At 60.0% G+C, this 19,596-nt stretch carries 19 protein-coding genes and 2 pseudogenes; 12 read left to right on the plus strand and 9 right to left on the minus strand.

Features of this window, described 5'->3' with window-relative positions:
* The 5 genes from IIY41_RS06330 to IIY41_RS06350 all read left to right on the plus strand — a co-directional run.
* Nucleotides 1-93, plus strand: a 93-nt coding sequence (locus IIY41_RS06330; protein ID WP_276918973.1) for a DUF4368 domain-containing protein, incomplete at its 5' end; no start/stop codon positions are given.
* Between the two features lie 52 nt (nt 94-145).
* Complete coding sequence (locus IIY41_RS06335; RefSeq protein ID WP_287400157.1) at nt 146-790, plus strand: transcriptional regulator; 645 nt, start codon at nt 146-148, stop codon at nt 788-790.
* 501 nt (nt 791-1,291) lie between these two features.
* The gene (locus tag IIY41_RS06340; RefSeq protein WP_009324789.1) at nt 1,292-1,780 is read left to right on the plus strand and encodes an NUDIX domain-containing protein; all 489 of its coding nucleotides are present in this window, start codon (nt 1,292-1,294) and stop codon (nt 1,778-1,780) included.
* A 69-nt stretch (nt 1,781-1,849) separates the two neighbouring features.
* Nucleotides 1,850-3,019, plus strand: a complete 1,170-nt coding sequence (locus IIY41_RS06345; RefSeq protein ID WP_287400158.1) for an MFS transporter — start codon at nt 1,850-1,852, stop codon at nt 3,017-3,019.
* Between the two features lie 16 nt (nt 3,020-3,035).
* Nucleotides 3,036-3,917, plus strand: a complete 882-nt coding sequence (locus IIY41_RS06350; protein WP_009324787.1) for a carbon-nitrogen hydrolase family protein — start codon at nt 3,036-3,038, stop codon at nt 3,915-3,917.
* 65 nt (nt 3,918-3,982) lie between these two features.
* Here the strand turns inward: IIY41_RS06350 and IIY41_RS06355 are convergent, their stop codons facing one another.
* Together IIY41_RS06355 and metA are read right to left on the minus strand one after the other, a co-directional pair.
* Nucleotides 3,983-5,359, minus strand: coding sequence for an MATE family efflux transporter (locus IIY41_RS06355; RefSeq protein ID WP_009324786.1), 1,377 nt, complete (start codon nt 5,357-5,359; stop codon nt 3,983-3,985).
* Nucleotide 5,360: 1 nt separating this feature from the next.
* The gene (gene metA / locus IIY41_RS06360) at nt 5,361-6,275 is read right to left on the minus strand and encodes a homoserine O-acetyltransferase MetA (protein ID WP_287400159.1); all 915 of its coding nucleotides are present in this window, start codon (nt 6,273-6,275) and stop codon (nt 5,361-5,363) included.
* A gap of 432 nt (nt 6,276-6,707) precedes the next feature.
* On the opposite strand from metA, the pseudogene IIY41_RS14145 reads away from it, so the two are divergent.
* From IIY41_RS14145 to IIY41_RS06385, 6 genes and pseudogenes are all read left to right on the plus strand, one after another.
* Nucleotides 6,708-7,247 (plus strand): annotated as a pseudogene (locus IIY41_RS14145) (ATP-binding cassette domain-containing protein); the annotation flags it as partial.
* 54 nt (nt 7,248-7,301) lie between these two features.
* Nucleotides 7,302-8,306: an ABC-F family ATP-binding cassette domain-containing protein gene (locus IIY41_RS14150; RefSeq protein WP_462982596.1), complete on the plus strand. Its 1,005-nt coding sequence runs from the start codon at nt 7,302-7,304 to the stop codon at nt 8,304-8,306.
* A complete protein-coding gene (recQ, locus tag IIY41_RS06370; RefSeq protein ID WP_058723554.1) occupies nt 8,288-10,108 on the plus strand; it encodes a DNA helicase RecQ in 1,821 nt (606 codons plus the stop codon). Before IIY41_RS14150 ends, recQ begins: the two co-directional genes overlap by 19 nt.
* 1 nt (nt 10,109) lies before the next feature.
* A complete protein-coding gene (locus tag IIY41_RS06375; protein ID WP_287400160.1) occupies nt 10,110-11,012 on the plus strand; it encodes a LytTR family transcriptional regulator DNA-binding domain-containing protein in 903 nt (300 codons plus the stop codon).
* Between the two features lie 300 nt (nt 11,013-11,312).
* On the plus strand, nt 11,313-12,155 hold the full coding sequence (locus IIY41_RS06380; RefSeq protein WP_058723552.1) for an ABC transporter ATP-binding protein: 843 nt from the start codon (nt 11,313-11,315) through the stop codon (nt 12,153-12,155).
* The gene (locus tag IIY41_RS06385) at nt 12,152-12,868 is read left to right on the plus strand and encodes an ABC transporter permease (protein WP_287400161.1); all 717 of its coding nucleotides are present in this window, start codon (nt 12,152-12,154) and stop codon (nt 12,866-12,868) included. Before IIY41_RS06380 ends, IIY41_RS06385 begins: the two co-directional genes overlap by 4 nt.
* A 70-nt stretch (nt 12,869-12,938) precedes the next feature.
* Here the strand turns inward: IIY41_RS06385 and IIY41_RS06390 are convergent, their stop codons facing one another.
* The 3 genes from IIY41_RS06390 to IIY41_RS06400 all read right to left on the minus strand — a co-directional run bounded on the left by IIY41_RS06390 (nt 12,939) and on the right by IIY41_RS06400 (nt 15,461).
* The gene (locus IIY41_RS06390; RefSeq protein WP_287400162.1) at nt 12,939-13,883 is read right to left on the minus strand and encodes a TIGR03943 family putative permease subunit; all 945 of its coding nucleotides are present in this window, start codon (nt 13,881-13,883) and stop codon (nt 12,939-12,941) included.
* A gap of 2 nt (nt 13,884-13,885) precedes the next feature.
* Nucleotides 13,886-15,049, minus strand: coding sequence for a CobW family GTP-binding protein (locus IIY41_RS06395; RefSeq protein ID WP_050004974.1), 1,164 nt, complete (start codon nt 15,047-15,049; stop codon nt 13,886-13,888).
* 79 nt (nt 15,050-15,128) lie between these two features.
* Nucleotides 15,129-15,461 (minus strand): hypothetical protein, encoded by a 333-nt coding sequence (locus IIY41_RS06400; RefSeq protein WP_009324777.1) that lies wholly within the window; start codon nt 15,459-15,461, stop codon nt 15,129-15,131.
* A 309-nt stretch (nt 15,462-15,770) separates the two neighbouring features.
* On the opposite strand from IIY41_RS06400, the gene IIY41_RS06405 reads away from it, so the two are divergent.
* Nucleotides 15,771-16,205 (plus strand): Hsp20/alpha crystallin family protein, encoded by a 435-nt coding sequence (locus tag IIY41_RS06405; RefSeq protein ID WP_009324776.1) that lies wholly within the window; start codon nt 15,771-15,773, stop codon nt 16,203-16,205.
* A 135-nt stretch (nt 16,206-16,340) separates the two neighbouring features.
* On the opposite strand, the gene IIY41_RS06410 is transcribed toward IIY41_RS06405, so the two are convergent.
* The 4 genes and pseudogenes from IIY41_RS06410 to IIY41_RS06425 form a co-directional block, all read right to left on the minus strand.
* Nucleotides 16,341-17,660, minus strand: coding sequence for an MFS transporter (locus IIY41_RS06410; protein WP_287400163.1), 1,320 nt, complete (start codon nt 17,658-17,660; stop codon nt 16,341-16,343).
* A 204-nt stretch (nt 17,661-17,864) separates the two neighbouring features.
* Complete coding sequence (locus IIY41_RS06415; protein WP_009324774.1) at nt 17,865-18,392, minus strand: nitroreductase family protein; 528 nt, start codon at nt 18,390-18,392, stop codon at nt 17,865-17,867.
* Nucleotides 18,393-18,481: 89 nt separating this feature from the next.
* Nucleotides 18,482-19,285 carry a glycosyltransferase gene (locus IIY41_RS06420; RefSeq protein ID WP_069955701.1) on the minus strand — a complete coding sequence of 268 codons (804 nt, stop codon included), beginning with the start codon at nt 19,283-19,285 and terminating at the stop codon, nt 18,482-18,484.
* Between the two features lie 51 nt (nt 19,286-19,336).
* Nucleotides 19,337-19,596 (minus strand): annotated as a pseudogene (locus IIY41_RS06425) (ABC transporter ATP-binding protein); the annotation flags it as partial.

The raw sequence follows: 19,596 nt of genomic DNA on the forward strand, positions 1-19,596 counted from the left end.
AAAATCCTTGTCCATGAAGCGGTCAAAAGTGAGGACGGAAGCCGGGAACAGGAAGTGGAAATCTTCTACCGCTTTATCGGCAAAATCGAATGACACATCTTGAGATACCCAACAATATCTTTAACTAAGGGAAACGGGACAGACCATGCCGGATCTGCCCAAGCTGGTGGCTCTGGCGGACCTGTTCGGTACTTCACTGGACGCGTTGGTGCGGCCGGAGGCCGTGGTGGAAACGAAGCCCGGCGGTACGGTGCAGGTGGTGACGGCAGGACAGACGGTGTGTGTGCCGGCGGGCGCGACGGTGAACGTTGTTCCCGGTTATGAATACAAAAGCAAACACACACTGTTCGGCCTCCCACTGGTGCACATCAACTGCGGCTATGGCCTGCGGCGTGCAAAAGGCGTCATCGCCATCGGCAATATTGCCACGGGCATCGTCGCGCTGGGGGGATTTGGCGTGGGCGTTGTAAGCTTCTGCGGCATTGGTGTGGGCCTGCTGAGCCTGGGTGGCCTTGCGCTGGGCGGGTTCGCTGTGGGCGGCGTGGCCGTGGGGCTGGTGGCGGCAGGCGGCTGTGCCATTGGTATGTACGCCATGGGCGGCGCGGCCGTTGCTTCCCGGGTGGCCGTGGGCGGCGCAGCTGCGGCGCCTGTCTCTGTGGGGGCGAATGCAGATGCGGGCCTGGTTATCACCGAAGCGACGAAGATGCAGGATGTGGCGGCGTATCTGACGGCGAATTGTCCGGGACTCTGTCCCGCGCTGCGGTGGCTGCTGAGCCTGGGGGCGGCGTGAAGCGCTGCGGCATTCCGTTTTTGCCGAGGCGATAAAGAAACGGGCGGCCTGTCGGAATGCCGAAAAAAGTGAAAAGGTAAAAGAGCTTCCGGAGAAAAAGCTGGCGGCGGCAAAGCCATGCAGCCTTGCGAAGCAAAGTGCAGGCCATGGGGCGGATGCGGCCAAAGGGGAAACTGCGCCCGCAGGCGCGTATAGAAGCGTGCAAAGTCTCCTTGCGGACAACCGCGCCGAAAGGGGATGCGGCCCTTAGCGCTCAGCTGTCCCCTTTTTCATTTCAAACAATGCTGTGCGCCCCGCGGGCCGGCGCGGGGCGTTTAAAGCGAAGCTGCGGCGAAGACCGCCGTGCGCGGCGAACGGGGCCAAACGCCTGTTCGGAAGCACCTTGGCGAAAAAGCAGTTCTTTTCCAAGATGAAACAGGCTGTCCGGCTTGAAAAAACGGGCGGCCCGTTTTATACTGGAAACATTGGCGTGCAGCAGCGCGCCGGACGGAGGGAAACGCCATGGCTGAGAAGCTGCGGAATATGACTGCGGTATACCTTTTCCGGGAGGGGAAACTGCTGATGCTGTACCGGGTCGGCTCCCGCGTGGTAGCGCCGTCCTGGTGCGGCGTAGGCGGCCATTTTGAGCAGGCCGAATTGAACGACCCTCGGGCCTGTGCTCTGCGGGAGCTGCAGGAAGAGACCGGCCTTACGGAGGAAAGCCTGGAGGAGCTGCGTCTGCGGTATATCACGCTGCGCATGAAAAACGGGGAGATCCGGCAGAATTACTATTTTTTTGCAGGGCTGAAACCCGGCGCCGCAGTGAGAGGCACATGTGATGAGGGCAGGCTGGAGTGGGTGCCGTATGACAGCGTGCTGAAGCGGGAGATGCCTTTCACGGCAAAGACCGTTTTGCGCCATTATCTGCGTGTGGGCTGCAGGACCCGGTGCATCTATGGGAGCGTCACCGAAGCGGAGGACAGTGCATTTACGGAGCTTGCGGAGTTTTAAACCGCGCCGTAGGCTTAGCCCGGCGCATGCACAGGACATCGCCCCGATGGGGCAGAAGGGACCGGATCTATGGCGACGTTTTTTCTTTGTATGATCTACGCGGCATTCATCAGCCTGGGCTTGCCGGATTCGCTGCTGGGCGCGGCGTGGCCCGCCATGCAGCCCGCGCTGGGCGTACCGCTGGACAGTGCGGGCGTGCTTTCAATGATCGTGGCGGGCGGCACGGTGGTGGCCAGCCTTTCGGCGGACAGGATGCTGCACCGCTTCGGCACCGGCCGTGTAACGCTGGTAAGTGTGACAATGACGGCCTGCGCACTGCTGGGCTATGCGCTTGCGCCGGGCTTCTGGTGGCTTGCGCTGGCGGCGGTGCCAATGGGCCTGGGCGCGGGCGCGGTGGACGCAGGGCTGAACAACTTTGTGGCGCTGCACTACGAGGCGCGCCACATGAGCTGGCTGCACTGCTTTTGGGGCGTGGGAGCTACATTGGGGCCTGTTATCCTATCGCTGTTCCTGGGCGGGAAGCATGGCTGGCGCGGCGGTTACGGCGCGGTGTGTGCCATCCAGTTCTGTCTGGTGGCGGTGCTGGCCGTCACGCTGCCCATGTGGGACAGATATGAGGACCGGGCGGCTCTGCGGGCCGAGGCCGCGGCCGCGAAGCAGGCGGGCAAAAAACAAAGCACGCTGAACATTCCGGGTGTGAAAGGCGCGCTGGCGACATTCTTTTTCTATTGTGCCATCGAGGCGGCCGCGGGCCTTTGGGGCGCCAGCTACCTGGTGGAAGCACGGGGGCTTTCAGCAGAGGCGGCGGCCCGGGGCGTGTCGCTGTACTTTTTGGGCATCACTTTGGGACGGTTCCTTTCCGGGTTTGCCAGTATGCGTATGAAAAGCGCGGCGTTCATCCGGCTGGGCCAGCTCGTCAGCGCCGGGGGCGCCGTGCTGCTGATGCTGCCGCTGCCTGCCGGGTTCGGCGTGGCGGCAATGGCCGTGCTTGGGCTGGGCTTTGCGCCCGTGTACCCGAGTATGATCCATGAAACGCCTTACCGCTTTGGGGCGGAGCGTTCCCAGGCGGTCATTGGCCTGCAGATGGCATGCGCATATGTGGGCACCACATTTGTGCCCGCTCTGTTCGGCGTGCTGGCCGCACGGTTGGGCATCGGTCTGCTGCCGGCGTTCCTGCTGGCGGGCGTGGCCGGAATGCTGCTGTGTGCGGAACGCGTTCGCACGCTGTGCGGGCGGTAAAGGGGGAGAGGCATATATGCGGCCTTTGAAAATTGCCTTATTGCAGATAGCGCCCTGCGGCGGCTTGGAAGAGAATCTGGAAAAGGGAATCCGTGCCTGTCGGAAAGCGAAGAAGATGGGGGCGGATATCGCTTTGTTCCCCGAGATGTGGAGCAACGGATACAATATTTACGGACGGCCCGCGGAGGAGTGGAAGGCTGAGGCTGTTCCGTCCGGCGGCAGCTTTGTCCGTTCCTTCCAGCGGCTTGCCGGGGAGCTGGAAATGGCCATCGGCGTCACGCTGCTGGAAGAATATGCGGGAGGCCCGCGCAATACGCTTGTTCTTTTTGACAGGTTCGGAGAGAGAAAGCTCGTTTACGCCAAAGTGCATACCTGTGATTTTGATGTGGAGCGGGAGCTGACACCCGGTGAGGATTTTTACGTTTGCGCTTTGGATACCGCCTGCGGTGAAGTAAAAGTAGGGGCAATGATCTGCTACGACAGGGAATTCCCGGAGAGCGCACGGGTCCTGATGCTGAAAGGGGCAGAGCTCATTTTGGTCCCCAATGCCTGTCCTATGGAAATCAACCGCCTTTCCCAGCTGCGGGGAAGGGCCTTTGAAAACATGCTGGCGGTCGCAACCTGCAATTATCCGGCATCTGTTCCGGATTGCAACGGCGGCTCCAGCGCTTTTGACGGCGTAGCATATCTTCCCGAATTGGAGGGCTCGCGGGATACCTGTATCCTGCAAGCGGATAAAGAGGAAGGAATTTATCTTGCCGCACTTGATTTGGCGCGGCTTCGCGCCTACCGCGAATGCGAGGCGCACGGCAACGCATACCGCCGTCCTGAAAAATACAGGCTTCTGGTGGAGCCGCGCGTTGAGCCGCCTTTTGTCCGGGCAGACCGTCGAAAATAGCAGCAGCAAAAAAGCGCGCCCTGAACAGGACTTTTGAAGGTCCCGTTCAAGGCGCTTTTTTGTATTCAGCTTCCGCCGGCCGCGCGCACGACAATGCTTTTTTCTTTCCAGCGGCCGGAGAAATAGTACGGCACGCAGATGGCCAGCCCCAGCGCCCAGCCGATGGCGTAGCAGAAATGGATGTTCATCGGCCCGAAAAAATGCGCCAGCAGATAGGCCGCGGGCACACGGGCCAGCCACAGCGCCGCAAGGCTGGAGATCATAGGCACCATCATCTCGCCCGCGCCCCGCATGATGCTGGACAGCACGAACATAATGGCCAGCATCCAGTAGAACGGCAGAATGCGCGCCAGGTACGCAAATCCGCTTTCAATGACGGCGGGTTCGGTGGAGAACAGACGCATGCAGAAGCGTCCCGTAGGCAGCAGCAGCGCGGCCACCAGCACGCTGAAGCCGCAGCTCATCCACAGCGTGGCAACAGTGCCCTTGTGCACGCGCTCGGGCCTGTTGGCGCCGATGTTTTGCCCAACGAACGTGGTGGCTGCGGTGGCAAAGCTCTGGATGGGCATAAAGGCAAAGGTATCCAGCTTGTTGGCGCCGTTGAAGCCCGCCATAAACGCCGAACCGTAGCTGTTGATGAGCCGCTGCATGGCCATGACGCCGAAGCTGAACAGCGCCTGCTGCACGCCGGCGGGCACGCCCAGCTTGACGATCTGGCCGAAAAGCGCTTTGTCGAACTTGAAGCAGAACGGATGGATGTGGATCTGGGGATATTTTTTGTTGATGTAGAAAATGCCGAATATCCAGCTGAACGCCTGTGCAATGATGGTGGCAATGGCCACGCCCGCTACCCCCCAGTGGAATACCACCACGAACAGAAGGTCCAGTACGATGTTGATGATGCACGCTATGACAAGGAACAGCAGCGGCGTTTTGCTGTCGCCCAGGCCCTGAAGGATGCCGGAGTTGGCATTATACCCCAGGCTGCCGATCAGCCCGCCCAGCACGATGACCATGTAGATCCAGCACTGGTCCGCGGTGTCGGCCGGGACCGCCAGCAGCGCGATGATGGGGCGGCTGACAAGGATGCCCACGATGGAGAGCGGCACGATGCCGACGATGAGCGCGGTATAGATAGTGTCGATGGTGGCCTTCAGGCGTTCGGCGTCGCCCGCGCCGTAGAACTGGCTCACCATGACCATGGCTCCGATGCCCAGCCCCATAAACATACTGGACAGCAGGAACACCACAGGAAACGCCGTACCCACGGCGGCCAGCGCCGTGCTGCCCACAAAGCGGCCCACTACGATGCTGTCCACCATATTGTAAAGCTGCTGGAACATGTTGCCCACCAGCAGCGGCAGCGCGAAAAACAGGATCAGTCTGGCTGGGCTGCCCTGCGTCATATCCGTCATATTGCTTTTTACTGTCTTTGCTTCCATTTCACAGCTTCTCCAAATCGTAAGGCGTTTCCTGATAGACATAATAATTCAGCCAGTTCGAAAAAAACAGGTTGGCGTGGCTGCGCCAGCGGAAAACAACGCCCTTGGCAGGGTCGTCATCCTCAAAATAATTCTCCGGTACGGCGATGGGAAGGCCTCTTTTAGCGTCGCGCTCGTACTCCAGGCGCAGGGTGTCGCGGTCGTATTCCATATGGCCGCACACAAAGATCTGGCGGCCGGAATCCGTGGCGAGGATATGCAGCCCGGCCCTGCCGCTTTCGGCCAGCACACGCAGCGCAGGGCAGGCGTCCACCTCCTCGCGGCAAAGCTCGGTATGGCGGGAATGGGGCGCGTAGAACACTTCGTCAAAGCCGCGCACCAGCGGGTTTTTCGGGCGTGTCACCCGGTGGGCGAAAATGCCGAACACTTTTTGCGGCAGTACGCGCTTGTGGATGCCGTAATGGTAATACAGCGCAGCCTGCGCGCCCCAGCAGATGTGCACCGTGCTGTACACGTGCGTTTTGCTGTATTCAAAAATGGCGCAAAGCTCGGGCCAGTAATCTACTTCCTCGTAGGCCAGCATTTCCACGGGCGCGCCGGTAACGATCATGCCGTCGAAGCGCTCGGTTTTGATCTCGTCGAAGGTTTTGTAAAACGCCTCCAGATGCGCTCCGGGCACATGCGTGCTCTCGTGGGAATCCATGTGCAGCAGCGTCAGCTCCACCTGCAGGGGGCTGTTGGCCAGCATGCGGGCGATCTGCGTTTCGGTGGCGATTTTCGTCGGCATCAGATTTACCAGCAGGATGCGCAGCGGGCGGATGTCCTGCGTCATGGCGCGGGCCCGGTGCATGACGAACACGTTTTCTTCCTCGAGCGCCTTGTAGGCGGGCAGGGTCTGTGGGATGATCAGCGGCATAAAGCGGCGCTCCTTTCTGAACCCGCCCGGGGCGCGGGGCGCTGCCGCAGCGGGGGTACAGCATCCATTGTACGGCATGGCGGCGGCATCCGTCAAGCGCCGTGCGTCCATAATAATAAAGTATAAAGGTATTTACAAAGCGTGCCGGGCATGGTATGGTAAACAAGATAGCGTTTTGTAAAAGGGCGGCACTGTAGCATTCCAAAACGCCGGACCGTACAAAAATTTTTTCGTCACATGAAACAAGGCTCACAGCTTGTGCCTTCGGCGCAGGCGGCTCCATTCAGCGCGATTTCGCCCGTGGGCGAAACCGCCGCACGTTGTGTTTTGGCGAGGGCTTTTGCGAAACAGGACGGAAAAGCTGCAGGCGGGACGGAGTTTAAGGCGTCAGCCGCGGATTGTGCGGTGCGGCCCGGGAAAAAGGAGAATTTTATGTTAACTGTAACCGACGTCAGCCTGCAGTTCGCGGGCAGCACGCTGTATAAACACGTCGATCTGAAATTTGCGGCCGGCAACTGCTATGGCATCATCGGAGCGAACGGCGCCGGAAAGTCCACGCTGCTGCGCATCCTTTCCGGCGCGCTGGAGCCTACCACCGGCTCGGTGACTATGGGCGCGGACGACCGGATGAGCGTTCTGGAGCAGGACCATTTCAAATACGACGAGTACAATGTTATGGACACCGTCATCATGGGCAACCGCCGCCTGTATGACATTATGAAAGAAAAAGAAGCGCTGTATGCGAAAGAGGACTTTACCGACGCGGACGGTGAAAAAGCCGCTGAGCTGGAGGGTGAATTTGCCGAGATGAACGGCTGGGAGGCCGAGACAGAGGCGGACCAGCTTTTGAACGGTTTGGGCATTCCGATGGACCTGCATACCGCGCCCATGTCGGCGCTGGACGGCCGCCAGAAGGTGAAGGTACTGCTGGCGCAGGCTCTGTTCGGCCGGCCATCCATCGTGCTGCTGGACGAGCCCACCAACGGCCTGGACATTGAATCCATCGACTGGCTGGAAGAATTTTTGATGGATTATCCCGGCACCATCATCGTCGTCAGCCATGACCGCCACTTTTTGAATGCGGTTTGCACCCATATCGTGGATATCGATTACAACAAGGTGCAGATGTATGCGGGCAACTACGATTTCTGGTACGAATCCAGCCAGCTGATGCAGCAGCTCATCCGCAACCAGAATAAGAAAAAAGAGGAAAAGATCCGCGATCTGCAAAACTTTATCCAGCGCTTTTCCGCAAACAAATCCAAATCCAAGCAGGCCACAAGCCGCAAGAAGATACTGGATTCCATTACGCTGGAGGAGATGCCCGCCTCCAGCCGCAAATACCCTTATGTGGGCTTTGAGCCGGAGCGGGAGGCCGGAAAGGACATCCTGTTTGTGGAGGGCATCACCAAGACGGTGGACGGCGTGAAGGTGCTGGACAATGTCAGCTTTATCGCCAACAAGGGCGACAAAATCGCCCTCGTGGGCGAAAACGAGGCGGGCCAGACCGCGCTGTTCAAGATCCTGACAGGCGAGATGGAGCCGGACGCGGGCAGCTTCAAGTGGGGCGTTTCCACGAGCCAGAGCTATTTTCCCCAGGACAATTCCGCTTTTTTCGAGGGCTTTGACGAGGACCTTATCTGTTGGCTGCGCCAGTACAGCGAGGACACCACCGAAACATATCTGCGCGGTTTTCTGGGCCGGATGCTGTTTTCCGGCGACGAGGTATACAAGCCCGCAAAGGTGCTGTCCGGCGGCGAAAAGGTACGCTGTATGCTCAGCCGTATGATGATGACCCACGCCAATGTGCTGCTGCTGGACCAGCCCACCAACCATCTGGACCTGGAGAGCATCCAGGCGCTGGCCGACGGCCTGGCGCGCTTTCCCGGCAACCTGCTTTTCTCGTCCCATGACCACCAGTTCATCGATGAGATCGCGAACCGCATCATCGAGCTGCCGCTGGGCCAGCCGGGCTGTCTGGACCGCACGGGCACTTACGAGGAATTTTTGGAATGGAAGCACAACCGGTGAGTGAAAAACGCGCGTTGCTCAAATCTGTTTTCGGCTACGAGGGTTTTCGCCCCGGGCAGGAGCAGCTCATCGACGCGCTTTTGCAGGGACGCGACGCCATGGGCATCATGCCCACGGGCGCGGGCAAATCCATGTGCTACCAGTTGCCCGCGCTGCTGCTGCCGGGCATCACGCTGGTGGTGTCGCCGCTCATCAGCCTGATGAAGGACCAGGTGAACGCGCTGGTGCAAAGCGGCGTGCGCGCTGCATACCTGAACTCTTCCCTGACGGAGGGGCAGACGGCGAAGGCCATAGCCAACGCCATGGAAGGTGTGTATAAAATCATCTACGTCGCGCCCGAGCGGCTGTTCACGCCGCGCTTTCAGAATTTTGCGCAGGGCATGAACATCAGCATGGTGTGTGTGGACGAGGCCCACTGCGTGTCTCAGTGGGGGCAGGATTTCCGCCCCGGGTATCTGGATATCGCCCGCTTTCTGGAAACGCTGCCCCGCCGCCCCGTGGTGGGGGCGTTTACGGCCACGGCCACGGGCGAGGTGCGGGAGGATATCGTGCGCCTGCTGGGCCTCGCGGACCCTGTAACCGTGGTGACGGGCTTCGACAGGCCGAATTTGTATTTTGGTGTAGAGGAGCCGCGGGACAAATACGCGGCCGTCACACGGTATCTGGCGGCCCACACGGGCGCTTCGGGCATTGTGTACTGCCTGACGCGCAAGACCGTGGAAGAAGTGTGCGAAAAGCTGCGGGCTGACGGTTACGCGGCCACGCGTTATCACGCGGGCCTTTCGGCGGACGAGCGCCAGCGCAACCAGGACGCGTTTTTGTATGACGAAGCGCGGGTGATGGTGGCGACGAACGCTTTCGGCATGGGCATCGACAAATCCAATGTCAGCTTTGTGCTGCATTACAACATGCCAAAAAACATCGAGAGCTATTACCAGGAGGCCGGGCGCGCGGGCCGCGACGGACAGCCGGCGGACTGCATTTTGCTGTATGGCGGCAAGGATGTGGTGACGAACCGGTTTTTTATTGAAAAGGACGATGAAAACGACGCGCTGGACGAGGAAACGCGCCGCCTGGTACGGGAGAAGGACGAGGAACGGCTGCGCCGTATGACATTTTACTGCCATTCCGGCAGCTGCCTGCGGGCGTATCTGCTGCGCTATTTCGGCGAGAACGCGCCCGAACACTGCGACAACTGCTCGGTGTGCAGCACGCAGACGGAAAAGGTGGACGTGAGCGGCGAGGCCCGCATCATCTTCCTGTTCCTGAGGGATCTGCGCTACCCGCTGGGCGCGGCCACTGTCATCGACGCACTGCGCGGCAGCGAGAGCGAGCGCGTGCTGCGCCACCGGCTGGAGCGTGCCGACGGCTATGGCCGCCTGCGCAGTGTGTCCGCCGCGCGGCTGCGCGCGATCTTCAACCACCTTACGGCCGCGGGTTATCTGGAACAGGCAGCGGGGCAGTATCCCACGCTTTCACTTGGGGCGCCCGCGCTGGAATTTCTGGAATACGGCGGCACCGTCACGCTGCGCGTGGCCAGGGAGGCACCCCGCGCCCACGAGAGCACGGCGGCATTGCCCGCGGATATGGCGCTGTTCGAGCGCCTGAAGGAACTGCGTTTGAAATTCGCAAAGCGCGCGGGCGTACCGGCGTTCGTTATTTTCACCGACGCGACGCTGCGCGCCATGAGCGCCCAAAAGCCGCGCACGATGGCTGAATTTTTGAAGGTGCCGGGCGTGGGCGGCAAAAAGGCCGACGCCTACGGCAAAGCGTTTTTGGAACGGATCGGGGAGGAAAGCTGACGTGGAAAGCAGTGCGGCGCTGCCGCACGCAGCCCGGGAACTGCTGCTGAAAGGCGGCGGCTGTGCCGTGAACTTCGAGTGTGCGCCGGAGCTTTGCGCGCCTTTGCGCGCGGAGCTGGCCCGAAGCGGGCGCAGCGTTGGCTTCGTGCGTGCGGACGAAGGCTTTTACGACAGAATGAATACGGCCGCTTACCTGCGTCTGTTCGAGCGGATGGCGGGCACACGGGGCATGGCCGACGCCGCGCTGGCCGCCATGGGGCTGGAGGATGCGCGGCGCACACCGCTGCGCCGTTTGACGCCGGCCCAGCGCAGGCGGCTTTCCATCGCGCGGGAGATCGTCCGCGCTCCCGAGGTGTTTTACATCGAAGAACCGCTGGCCGGGCAGGACGCGGAAGGATGTAGGCGTATTCTGGAATGGATGGACGGCGTGCCGTCCACAGGCCGGTGCTGCATCGCGGCCACGGCTTCCACGCGCACGGTCTATCTGCTGCCGGGCGAGCGCTACCATTTGGACGGGACCGGATTGGAAAGGCTTGAGGCCGCCGAGGAAAGCGCGGCGCAGGGCACAGCGGTGGAAAAGATCCCGGCCAAAGCCGGGGAGACATTGCTGCTGTTCAATCCCTCGGACATCGACTTTGCCGAAAGCGCGTCCGGCCGCACGGCGCTCAGCGTCCGGGGCGAAGAATACGCCTGCGCGCTCACGCTGGAGGAGCTGTCTGTCCGGCTGGAACGCTACGGCTTTTTTCGCTGCCACCGCTCCTACCTTGTGAACATGCAGAAGGTACAGGAGGTGGTGCGCTGGACGCGCAACAGCTACGCGCTGCGGCTGGAGAACGGGCCGGAATCCGGTGTGCCGCTCAGCAAGGGCCGCATTGATGCCATGCGGCGGCAGTACCGGTTTTGACAAAGAAGCCGCGTATGGCGGGAGAAAATAAAAGCTGTGCCTGCCCGGGCGGCGTATGCGGCGGGGATGGTGCAGCTTATCGTTTCGATACGGATGCCCGTATCTGCTTTATGGGCCTTTGGAGGAATTTTCGCGCCGGAAATAAAAGGGCGGCGGCGGAAAACGGCGATGGTTTCTGCTCCGTTCATGCCCCGTAATGCTCCGTTCGCCGTTTGGGATGCTCCCTTCACGGCATTTTTGTAGCAAGACTGCTTTTTTTTCGGTAAAATGATATCATTCACCGAAAGGAGCGAACCGCCAATGGACATTCTATCCATGCAGAACGTATCCCTTTCCTTCGGCAGTACCCGGGCGCTGGACGGCCTGAGCTTTGCCGTGAAGGAAGGGGAGATTTTTGGTTTTCTTGGGCCTTCGGGCGCGGGAAAAACCACTACCATCAAGCTTCTCACACGTCAGCTCCGGCCCGGCGCGGGAGAGATTGCCGTATTCGGCGCGCCCATTGCCCGCCTTGACAGCGCGGCTTATGAGCAGATCGGCATTTTGTCCGACAACAGCGGCGTGTACGAGCGTATGAGCATCTATGAAAATATGAAGCTTTTTGCAGACCTGCGCGGCCTGCCCGCCTCCCGCATCGGGGAAGTGCTGGAAAAAGTGGGCCTGGCCGACGCGGGCAAGCGCGTGGCAAAAAAACTCTCCAAGGGTATGCGCCAGAGGCTGATCTTAGCCATGGCCGTGCTGCACCGGCCCCGGCTGCTGTTTCTGGACGAGCCCACCGCTGCGCTGGACCCCGCCACCACGGCGGCCATCCACCGCCTGCTGCGGGAAATGAACGACGGCGGCACGACAATCTTCCTCACCACGCACAACATGGAGGAGGCGGACCGTTTGTGCGCCCGCGTGGCTTTTTTGAACGAGGGGCGTATTGCCGAGACAGGCGTGCCCGCACAACTGAAGCTGAAGTATGCCAAAGACAGGGTGCGCGTATTGCTGGAGGACGGTGAGGCGCTGGAGTGTGCCAGGAATCCAGAGGCGATTGGGGCGCTGCTGGCGGACCTTTCCGGACGGGGCATTGCGTCCGTGCATTCGGAAGAGCCGGACCTTGAAGAAATATTTTTGCAGGTGACGGGGAGGAATTTGGTATGAAAAAGCATCTGCGTGTTTTGCGCACGCTGTTTGTAAAGGACATTGTGGATATGTTCAAAAATCTCAACGTCCTCCTGATGCTGGCGCTGCCGCTGATCTTTATCGTTATCTATCAGTTCGTAGATCTTGGCATGTCGCCCGCTTATCTCCTGATGCTGGGCGTGATGATGAACCTGTGCCTGACGCCGCTTTCCGTGCTGGGCATGATGATCGCCGAGGAAAAGGAAAAGAACACCATGCGCACGCTGATGCTGTGCAATGTGACGGGCGGGGAGTTTCTGGCCGCGAAAACGCTGGCGGTGCTGGCAGGCACTCTGCTGGTGGACACGGTGTTGTTTTTTCTGACGGGCTTCGGCCCGGCGCAGCTTCCGGTATTCCTGCTGGTGTGCACGGCAGGCAGCATAACGATGCTGCTGTTGGGCGGCCTGACGGGGATCGTCTGCCGGGACCAGACCTCTACGGGCACCATTGCAGGCCCGCTGGCTCTGGTATTCATGCTGCCCACCATGTTTGCCGGGATGGGCGGCGTGCTTCAGAAAGTCGCGTCCTTTGTGCCGACCACGGCTACGGCCGATTTAATGTTTCTGGGGCTTGGGCACCAATCGTGGATGGGGGCGAACGTGCTTTGGGACGTCGCTGTGCTTGCCGTGTGGACGGCGGGCAGTGCAGTGCTGTTCGCGCTGGCCTTCCGCAAAAAGGGCGTGGACAACTGAGCGGAATTTTTATCGTTCAATAAACAGCATCCGCCCGCCGGAGACCCGGCGGGCGGATGCTGTTTTCGGTTCAGCGCAGGAAGTATACAAGCTCTTCCTTGGGCGGCTGGGCGGGGGTGACGCTGGCAGCCTCCAGCCAGGGGCCGACGCCGTCATAGATGGGATGCTCCTTTGCGCCCACGGTGGCCGTCACGGTCACCCAGCTGCGGTGCTGCAGCGCGGCGGCGTTTTCCGCCGCGCAGATAAAACCGATGAAAGAGATATCCTCGGCGCAGCATGTCATGCCGAAGCGGCCGGGCACAAAGCAGCCCTTGGGCACACGGGACGTCTGACAGACATAACCCTTGAAGCGCACGGTCTTGCCCATGTATTTGTCCAGGTTGTCCATAGCGTCCAGATACCACAGCCCGAAATCCTCGTCCGCGATGTCTATGACAGGCGCGTCGGTATCAAAGGGCAGCTCATCCACAACGTCGTCGGGGTCCACGCTGCCGTCGGTGCGCTCAAACGCCATCTGGGCGCGGCGGTTCACCATGCGAACGGCGCGGTGCAGGTACGCCTTGTCCGTGGCGTCGGTGCAGCGGTTGAAGATCACCATTTCAGGGTCCTGCAATTTGTCCACGGCAAGCTGGCGCATATTGGTCATATAGGAGGCGAAGGTGGTAGAGTCCGCCAGAAGGATGATCTGGTAGATATCCCAGTCCGTGGGCAGCGCGTCATACAGCGCCTGAAGCGGCCACATACCGTTGTATTCAATGAGCACGCGGTCCACACGGTGTTTTTTCTGGTAGTCTTTTAAAAAAGCGGTGGTCAGGCCGGCCTGCTCCTCCACCGGCAGAAAGCTGACGTTTCCGCCTGCGAACCTTTCGGGGCGGTATTCATTTTCACCTTCCTCGCACAGCAGCACCAGCGTTTTTTCTCCGGTGTTGAAGCCCGGGTCCTCCAGCGTTTCCTGAATGAAAGCGGTTTTGCCCGCGTCCAGAAAGCCCGTGAACAGATAAACAGGGATACTCATGCTCATGCCTCCCCGCCGAACAGCGTTTTGAGCGCCGCTTCGTTGAGCTGTGCGCCGATAACGCACAGGCGGCCGGTGTAATCGGCGGCGCCCGTGCGGATGTCCTGCTCACCGGGAACATAGTCAAAATGCAGCCAGGTCCCGTCCGCCGCGGGGACGATGCCCTTGGCGCGCAGCACCGCGCCGTAGTCGCCGGAATCCAGAGCCGTCAGGCAGAATGCAACCTCAGCCTCGGTGAATTTGCGGGGCGATTCCATTCCCCAGCTTGTGAACACCTCGTCCGCGTGGTGATGCCCCTCGTGGCTGTGATGATGGTGTTCGGCGTGGTTATGGCCGTGCCCGTCCCGGCATGTCCCGCAGGTGCAGTCTTCGCCGTGGTGATGCTCTTCTGCGCTGTGACAGCAGTTTCCACCGTGTGCGTGTGCTTCGTCGTGGCAATGCTCATCCCCGTGGTCGTGGCGGTGTTCATCATGCCCATGCTCATGTCGGCACGCCTCGCAGGTACAGCCATCTTCATGGTGATGATGCGTGTGGGCAGTTTCCCCGGCAAGAGCGGTCAGCTCCGCCATCAGGCTGTTTTTCTGTTCCATCGCGTCCAAAAGCTGCGCGCCGGTGAGCGCGTCCCACGGCGTGGTGACGATGGGGGCCTTTTCGTTGTGCCCGCGCAGCAGCGCAACGGCCGCGGCCAGTTTATCCTCCGGCAGGTTCTGCGTGCGGCTCAGAATGATGGCGCTGGCGTGCTCGATCTGGTTGTTGTAAAATTCACCGAAGTTTTTCATATAAATGCGGCATTTGGATGCATCCGCCACGGTGACGAAGCCCGCAAGCTCCACATCGGCATGCAGGGCCTGAACGGCGCGGATGACGTCGGACAGCTTGCCCACGCCGGACGGCTCGATGAGGATACGGTCGGGATGGTATTCGTCCAGTACCTTTTGCAGCGCCGCGCCAAAATCGCCCACCAGGCTGCAGCAGATGCAGCCGGAGTTCATCTCCGTTACTTCGATACCGGCGTCTTTCATAAAGCCGCCGTCGATGCCAATCTCACCGAATTCATTTTCAATGAGCACCAGCTTTTCGCCCTTGTAGGCCGTGGGGATGAGTTTTTTGATGAGCGTGGTCTTGCCCGCGCCCAGGAATCCGGAAAAAATTGTGATTTTTGTCATTGCTGTTACCTCCATGCAAAACGCCGCTGCATCCAGGGCAGCGGCGTGTAACGTACAAATACGGCGGAACGCGGAACGTTCAGCCCTGGCAGCCGAGCTCATCCCAGTCCTGGAAATCGGCCGGGTCCGCGATTTTGGTCGGATCAGTCACGGGCACGGCGGGCGGCGCCTCCACAGGGTTCACATTCGGCACGGGCGCGAGGGCTGCGTCGGGATCGAAAGGGCGGTAAGGCGCTTCGGGCGCATCTTCGGCGTCCGTACCGTCCTCCTGCGGAAATTCGCCCGTTTCAACAGTGTATACTACGTCGTCCAGCGCATCGTCCTGCGGCCAAACCTTCTCGATCAGCTTAACAGCGGCCACGGCGGCGCCGGCCACGAGGCCGATGCCGACCAGTTTGGAAAGAAAGCTCATGATATCCCTCCTTGGGGTGTTGTAAAACCGTCTGCAGACGCTTTTTATACATTATAAGCATCGCGGGCAGATAAATTCATTATACACAAGAGCGGTGTAATTTGCAAGTTGAAAATTTTTAGCACTCGATATAATAGAGTGCTAAAAATTCATGTTTTGTTCATAAATTTAGCGAAAATAGTTCACGAACAGCCTTTATAATAAAAATTGTTCCGAAGGGGAACAAAAAAGAACATGTTCCGGCAAAACAACCTGCCTGCGCGCGGGCGCCGGGAAAAATAAAGTACGCACAGAGAAAAGGAGCAGATTATGTTTGACTTGATTCCGTTTGGCCGCAATGAACGCAATTTGTTCAATTATCTCGATAATGTGGAGCGCAGCTTCTGGGATGGCAGCATTTCCAATATGGCACAGTTCCGCTGCGATGTGCAGGACAAAGGCGACAGCTATCTGCTGGAGGCAGAGCTGCCGGGCTTTGAGCGCGAGGACATCGGCATTGATCTGGACGGTACAACGCTTGTTATCACGGCGCGCCACAGCAGCGAGAGCGGAGAAAAGGACAAAGACGGCAACTATCTGCGCCGGGAGCGCAAGTTCGGCTCGTTCAGCCGCAGTTTCGACGTTTCGGGCGTGGATACGGAACACATCAGCGCCGCATACAAAAATGGTGTGCTGGAGCTGACGCTGCCCAAGCAGGCGGCGCAGGTCCCGCAGGCGCGCCGCATCGAGATCGCTGGGGAATAAGCCCCCAAGCACGGCAGAAAAAGGAAGAAAAAGGCCCGTGGGCCCCCGCAGATACGGCGGCCCACGGGCCTTTTTATGAGATGGATGCAGTGCAGGGAAAGCAGTGTGCTGTACGGGAAAGCGCTGCGGGCCGTTTTACCGGCCCGCAGCGCGCGCCCCGTCCGGACATTCCAGCGCCCAGATCTGCCTGTCCCGACGGAACACAAGGCAGGTGGCAGCACCCAGCAGTCCCAATAGGAAGAACAGAAGCGCGGCGCCCGAGCCCTTTCCGGCACCGAACAAAACGCACAGCAGGCTTCCGGCCGGGCGGCGGGCCATGAGCGGCTCGAATACCTTGTCCACCAGCAGGCCGCCGGCAAAGTACCCCAGCGGAATGGTGAAGAACTGCAGCGTATTGCGCGCAGCAAACACACGCCCCTGCATGGCAATGGGGATGTGAGTGCGCATCAGCACGTCCAGGTTGGCATTCATCAACGGGATGGCGGCCCAGCCCAATACCGCGCCCAGACACCAGACGGGGACGCTGCGGCCGAAGGCAAGAAAAAAGTTTTCCGTACTCATGGCCAGCAGCAGGGTATTGCAAACCGCCCGCACACGGCTTTTGGGCGGCGGCAGCGCCGAGGCGGCGGCACTGCCCAAAAGCAGCGCGGCTCCCGTAGCGGTGTTGACGGCACCCAGAGCAGCCTCGCCGCCGCCTTGGCGGGAAAGCAGCATGGCGGGGAATGCCGCGTTGTAGACCGACGCGGTGAAATTGATGGCGGCGAGGAACAAAATCAGGTGAAGGATGCCCCGCTGTCCCTTTAAGAAGCGCAGCCCCTGCCGGGCACAACGAAGCACGCTCTCTGCACGGGCAGCGCCGGAGGGGGCTGCGGGCAGCTTCACCAGAAACAGCAGCGACAGAAACGCGGCAAAAAAGGTGAACAGATCGAACAAAATGACGGCATGGATGCCGGCCAGCGCCAACAGTGCCGTGGCAAACATCGGCGTCAGCATGTTGATCAGAGAGTTGGCGAGCGAACGAAGGCCGCTGGCTTTCTGGTAATGTCTTTCGGGCGTCAGCAGACTGATGGTTACATCCGCGGCGGGCTGCTGCACGGTGTTCATCAGTCCGTTCAATGCGTTGAGACAGTACAGGTGCCAGATCTCCAGCTGTCCGGCCTGAAGCAGTACCAGAACAGCGACCGTGCACAGTGCAGCAAAGCTGTCACTGGCCAGCATAACGGCCTTTTTGTTCCAACGGTCGCTCAGAGCGCCTGCGAAAATGCTCATCACAACATAGGGCGCATAGGAACATACGGACAAAAGCGCTGTGGTGAGTGCAGAGCCCTGCGCCTGGTAAGACCAGACGATGAGGGCGAAATTCGTCATTGCGCTGCCCAGTGCGGAAAAGGACTGGGTCAGCCATAAGATCAAAAAGCCGCGCAGCTCTCTGATCAGTACTTTGAAAGATCTCATATCGACTTTGCTCCTTTTTGTTTGAAATACTTCAATCCAAAAATGCAAAGTCTGCCGGGTGTGGACCGCTATGCGAACCGCACACCGCCGGGACGAATGCGGGGAAGATGCTCCATGCAGGCTCGTCCTGTCAGACCTTGCATGGAGCGGACGCGATGCAGAGCTTCACCGTGCGTATCCTCCTTTTCTTCACGGAAGGAGCCGTCACAGCCAGGTGACAAGTTCTTCCAGGGATTTGCGTTTTTTGGTGCGCAGCGCATCGTCCGCGCGGGCATAGCCGATGGCGATGATAAGACGCACACGGGCGTTTGTGTTCAGCAGCGCCTGCAGCGTTTTCTCGTCGAACCAGCCCAGGATGCAGGTGGAAAGCCCCAATTCGTGGGCGCGGTAGACGAGCTGGGACACAGCCAGGCCGATGTCCGCGGCGCGGTAGTCCTGGTCTTTCAGCTTTGCGCCCACGGCGGCACTGCGGTTGTAGGGCTGCTCCGCCACGACGATGAACGCGGGACAGTCGCCGGCAAATTTGTTCATACCCAGACTTTGGGTGGCGGCGCCCACAGCACGGGCCGTGCCGTCTACGGCCACATAAAAATGGTATGGCTGGCTGTTGCAGGCGCTGGGCGCAAGGCGCGCGGCTTCCAGCACCTGCGTCAGCACGGCGCGGTCCGGTGTGCGCACAGGGTCAAACGCGCGGCAGCTCTGGCGCGTTTCGGTCATTTTTTTATAGTCCATTCAAAATCCCCCCTGTTTCAGGCTGCAAAAAGCCCCGCGCACAGTACAGGCGGGGCGGTAAGGCGCCGATGGTGCCGCGCGCCCTCCCGTCATGGATGCTCGGCCGTGGCCACCAGATATTTGTAGATCTGCGGCTTGAATTTCTCATACAGGCCAAGGCTTTCGTACAGGCCTTTATAATAGGTGAACAGCTTGGCCTTGGTTTTCACCACGCCTACAAGGTCGATTTGTGTATGAGTGATGCTTTTTTCGTTTTTGACGTAATAATACACCGGGGTATCCACCGCGCAGAAGCGGTGGGCATAGCGGATGTATTCCAAATTGAACAGGAAATCCTCGCTCCAGTTCAGTTCCTCCCGGCACAGCACGCCGTTGTCCCGGATGAGCGCCGTGCGGTACAGCTTATTCCACAGCACGCCGTAGTAGAAGCTGGCCGGTTCGTCCATCAGCTCCCGCGCAAATTCGCGCTGGTCCATCACGTCGCGGCGTTTTAAGAAGCCGTGGCGGGTGGTTTTGCCGCCGTCTACGCGGTAGTAATGCGCGATCACCATGTCCGCACCCGCGTGTTCGGCCCGCTCAATGAGCGTGGCCGTGGCGCCCGGAGCAAGGTAATCGTCGCTGTCCACAAACTGGATGTATTTGCCCTGTGCGGCCGCGATGCCCGTGTTGCGCGCGGCGGAAACGCCCGCGTTTTCCTTGTCGATGACATGGACACGGGGGTCGATGCGTTCGTACATGTGGCAGATGGGGCTGGAAGCGTCCTTGCTGCCGTCGTTGACGAGGAATACCTCGATGTTTCGGTAGGTCTGTTTGCGGACGCTCTCGATGCAGCGCGCAAGGTCCGGCGCCGCGTTGTACACGGGGATGACGATGGATACGAGCGGTTGTTCCAAGGGTGCCTCCTTTGCTGTTTCGGTGTGGATGTGCGGAAAAGAAAACGTTATTTACATCATGGGCTTGTCCAGCGCGGCGGCGCCCGTCCACAGCTTGTGGTAAACGCCGTGCTTTGCCATCAGCTCTTCGTGGGTGCCCTCTTCCTCGATGCCGTTCTCGCCCAGCACAAGAATGCGGTCCGCGTGCTGGATGGTCGTCAGGCGGTGGGCGATGGTGAGGGTGGTGCGCCCCTGGGCCAGCCGCGCCAGGCTCTGGCCCACCAGGTGTTCGCTTTCATTGTCCAGCGCGCTGGTGGCCTCGTCCAGAATGA

The sequence above is a fragment of the Ruthenibacterium sp. genome, from assembly GCF_017421385.1.
Lineage (GTDB): Bacteria > Bacillota > Clostridia > Oscillospirales > Ruminococcaceae > Ruthenibacterium > Ruthenibacterium lactatiformans.

What these genes read in the sequence shown, in the direction of transcription:
- IIY41_RS06350 (WP_009324787.1), top strand. Translation starts at nt 3,036, where the DNA reads ATGCGGCCTTTGAAAATTGCCTTATTGCAGATAGCGCCCTGCGGCGGC.
- IIY41_RS06335 (WP_287400157.1), top strand. Translation starts at nt 146, where the DNA reads ATGCCGGATCTGCCCAAGCTGGTGGCTCTGGCGGACCTGTTCGGTACT.
- IIY41_RS06395 (WP_050004974.1), bottom strand. Translation starts at nt 15,049, where the DNA reads ATGACAAAAATCACAATTTTTTCCGGATTCCTGGGCGCGGGCAAGACC.
- IIY41_RS06385 (WP_287400161.1), top strand. Translation starts at nt 12,152, where the DNA reads ATGAAAAAGCATCTGCGTGTTTTGCGCACGCTGTTTGTAAAGGACATT.
- recQ (WP_058723554.1), top strand. Translation starts at nt 8,288, where the DNA reads ATGGAAGCACAACCGGTGAGTGAAAAACGCGCGTTGCTCAAATCTGTT.
- IIY41_RS06405 (WP_009324776.1), top strand. Translation starts at nt 15,771, where the DNA reads ATGTTTGACTTGATTCCGTTTGGCCGCAATGAACGCAATTTGTTCAAT.
- IIY41_RS06355 (WP_009324786.1), bottom strand. Translation starts at nt 5,359, where the DNA reads ATGGAAGCAAAGACAGTAAAAAGCAATATGACGGATATGACGCAGGGC.
- IIY41_RS06400 (WP_009324777.1), bottom strand. Translation starts at nt 15,461, where the DNA reads ATGAGCTTTCTTTCCAAACTGGTCGGCATCGGCCTCGTGGCCGGCGCC.
- IIY41_RS06415 (WP_009324774.1), bottom strand. Translation starts at nt 18,392, where the DNA reads ATGGACTATAAAAAAATGACCGAAACGCGCCAGAGCTGCCGCGCGTTT.
- IIY41_RS06380 (WP_058723552.1), top strand. Translation starts at nt 11,313, where the DNA reads ATGGACATTCTATCCATGCAGAACGTATCCCTTTCCTTCGGCAGTACC.
- IIY41_RS06390 (WP_287400162.1), bottom strand. Translation starts at nt 13,883, where the DNA reads ATGAGTATCCCTGTTTATCTGTTCACGGGCTTTCTGGACGCGGGCAAA.
- IIY41_RS06345 (WP_287400158.1), top strand. Translation starts at nt 1,850, where the DNA reads ATGGCGACGTTTTTTCTTTGTATGATCTACGCGGCATTCATCAGCCTG.
- IIY41_RS06340 (WP_009324789.1), top strand. Translation starts at nt 1,292, where the DNA reads ATGGCTGAGAAGCTGCGGAATATGACTGCGGTATACCTTTTCCGGGAG.
- metA (WP_287400159.1), bottom strand. Translation starts at nt 6,275, where the DNA reads ATGCCGCTGATCATCCCACAGACCCTGCCCGCCTACAAGGCGCTCGAG.
- IIY41_RS14150 (WP_462982596.1), top strand. Translation starts at nt 7,302, where the DNA reads ATGGATTATCCCGGCACCATCATCGTCGTCAGCCATGACCGCCACTTT.
- IIY41_RS06410 (WP_287400163.1), bottom strand. Translation starts at nt 17,660, where the DNA reads ATGAGATCTTTCAAAGTACTGATCAGAGAGCTGCGCGGCTTTTTGATC.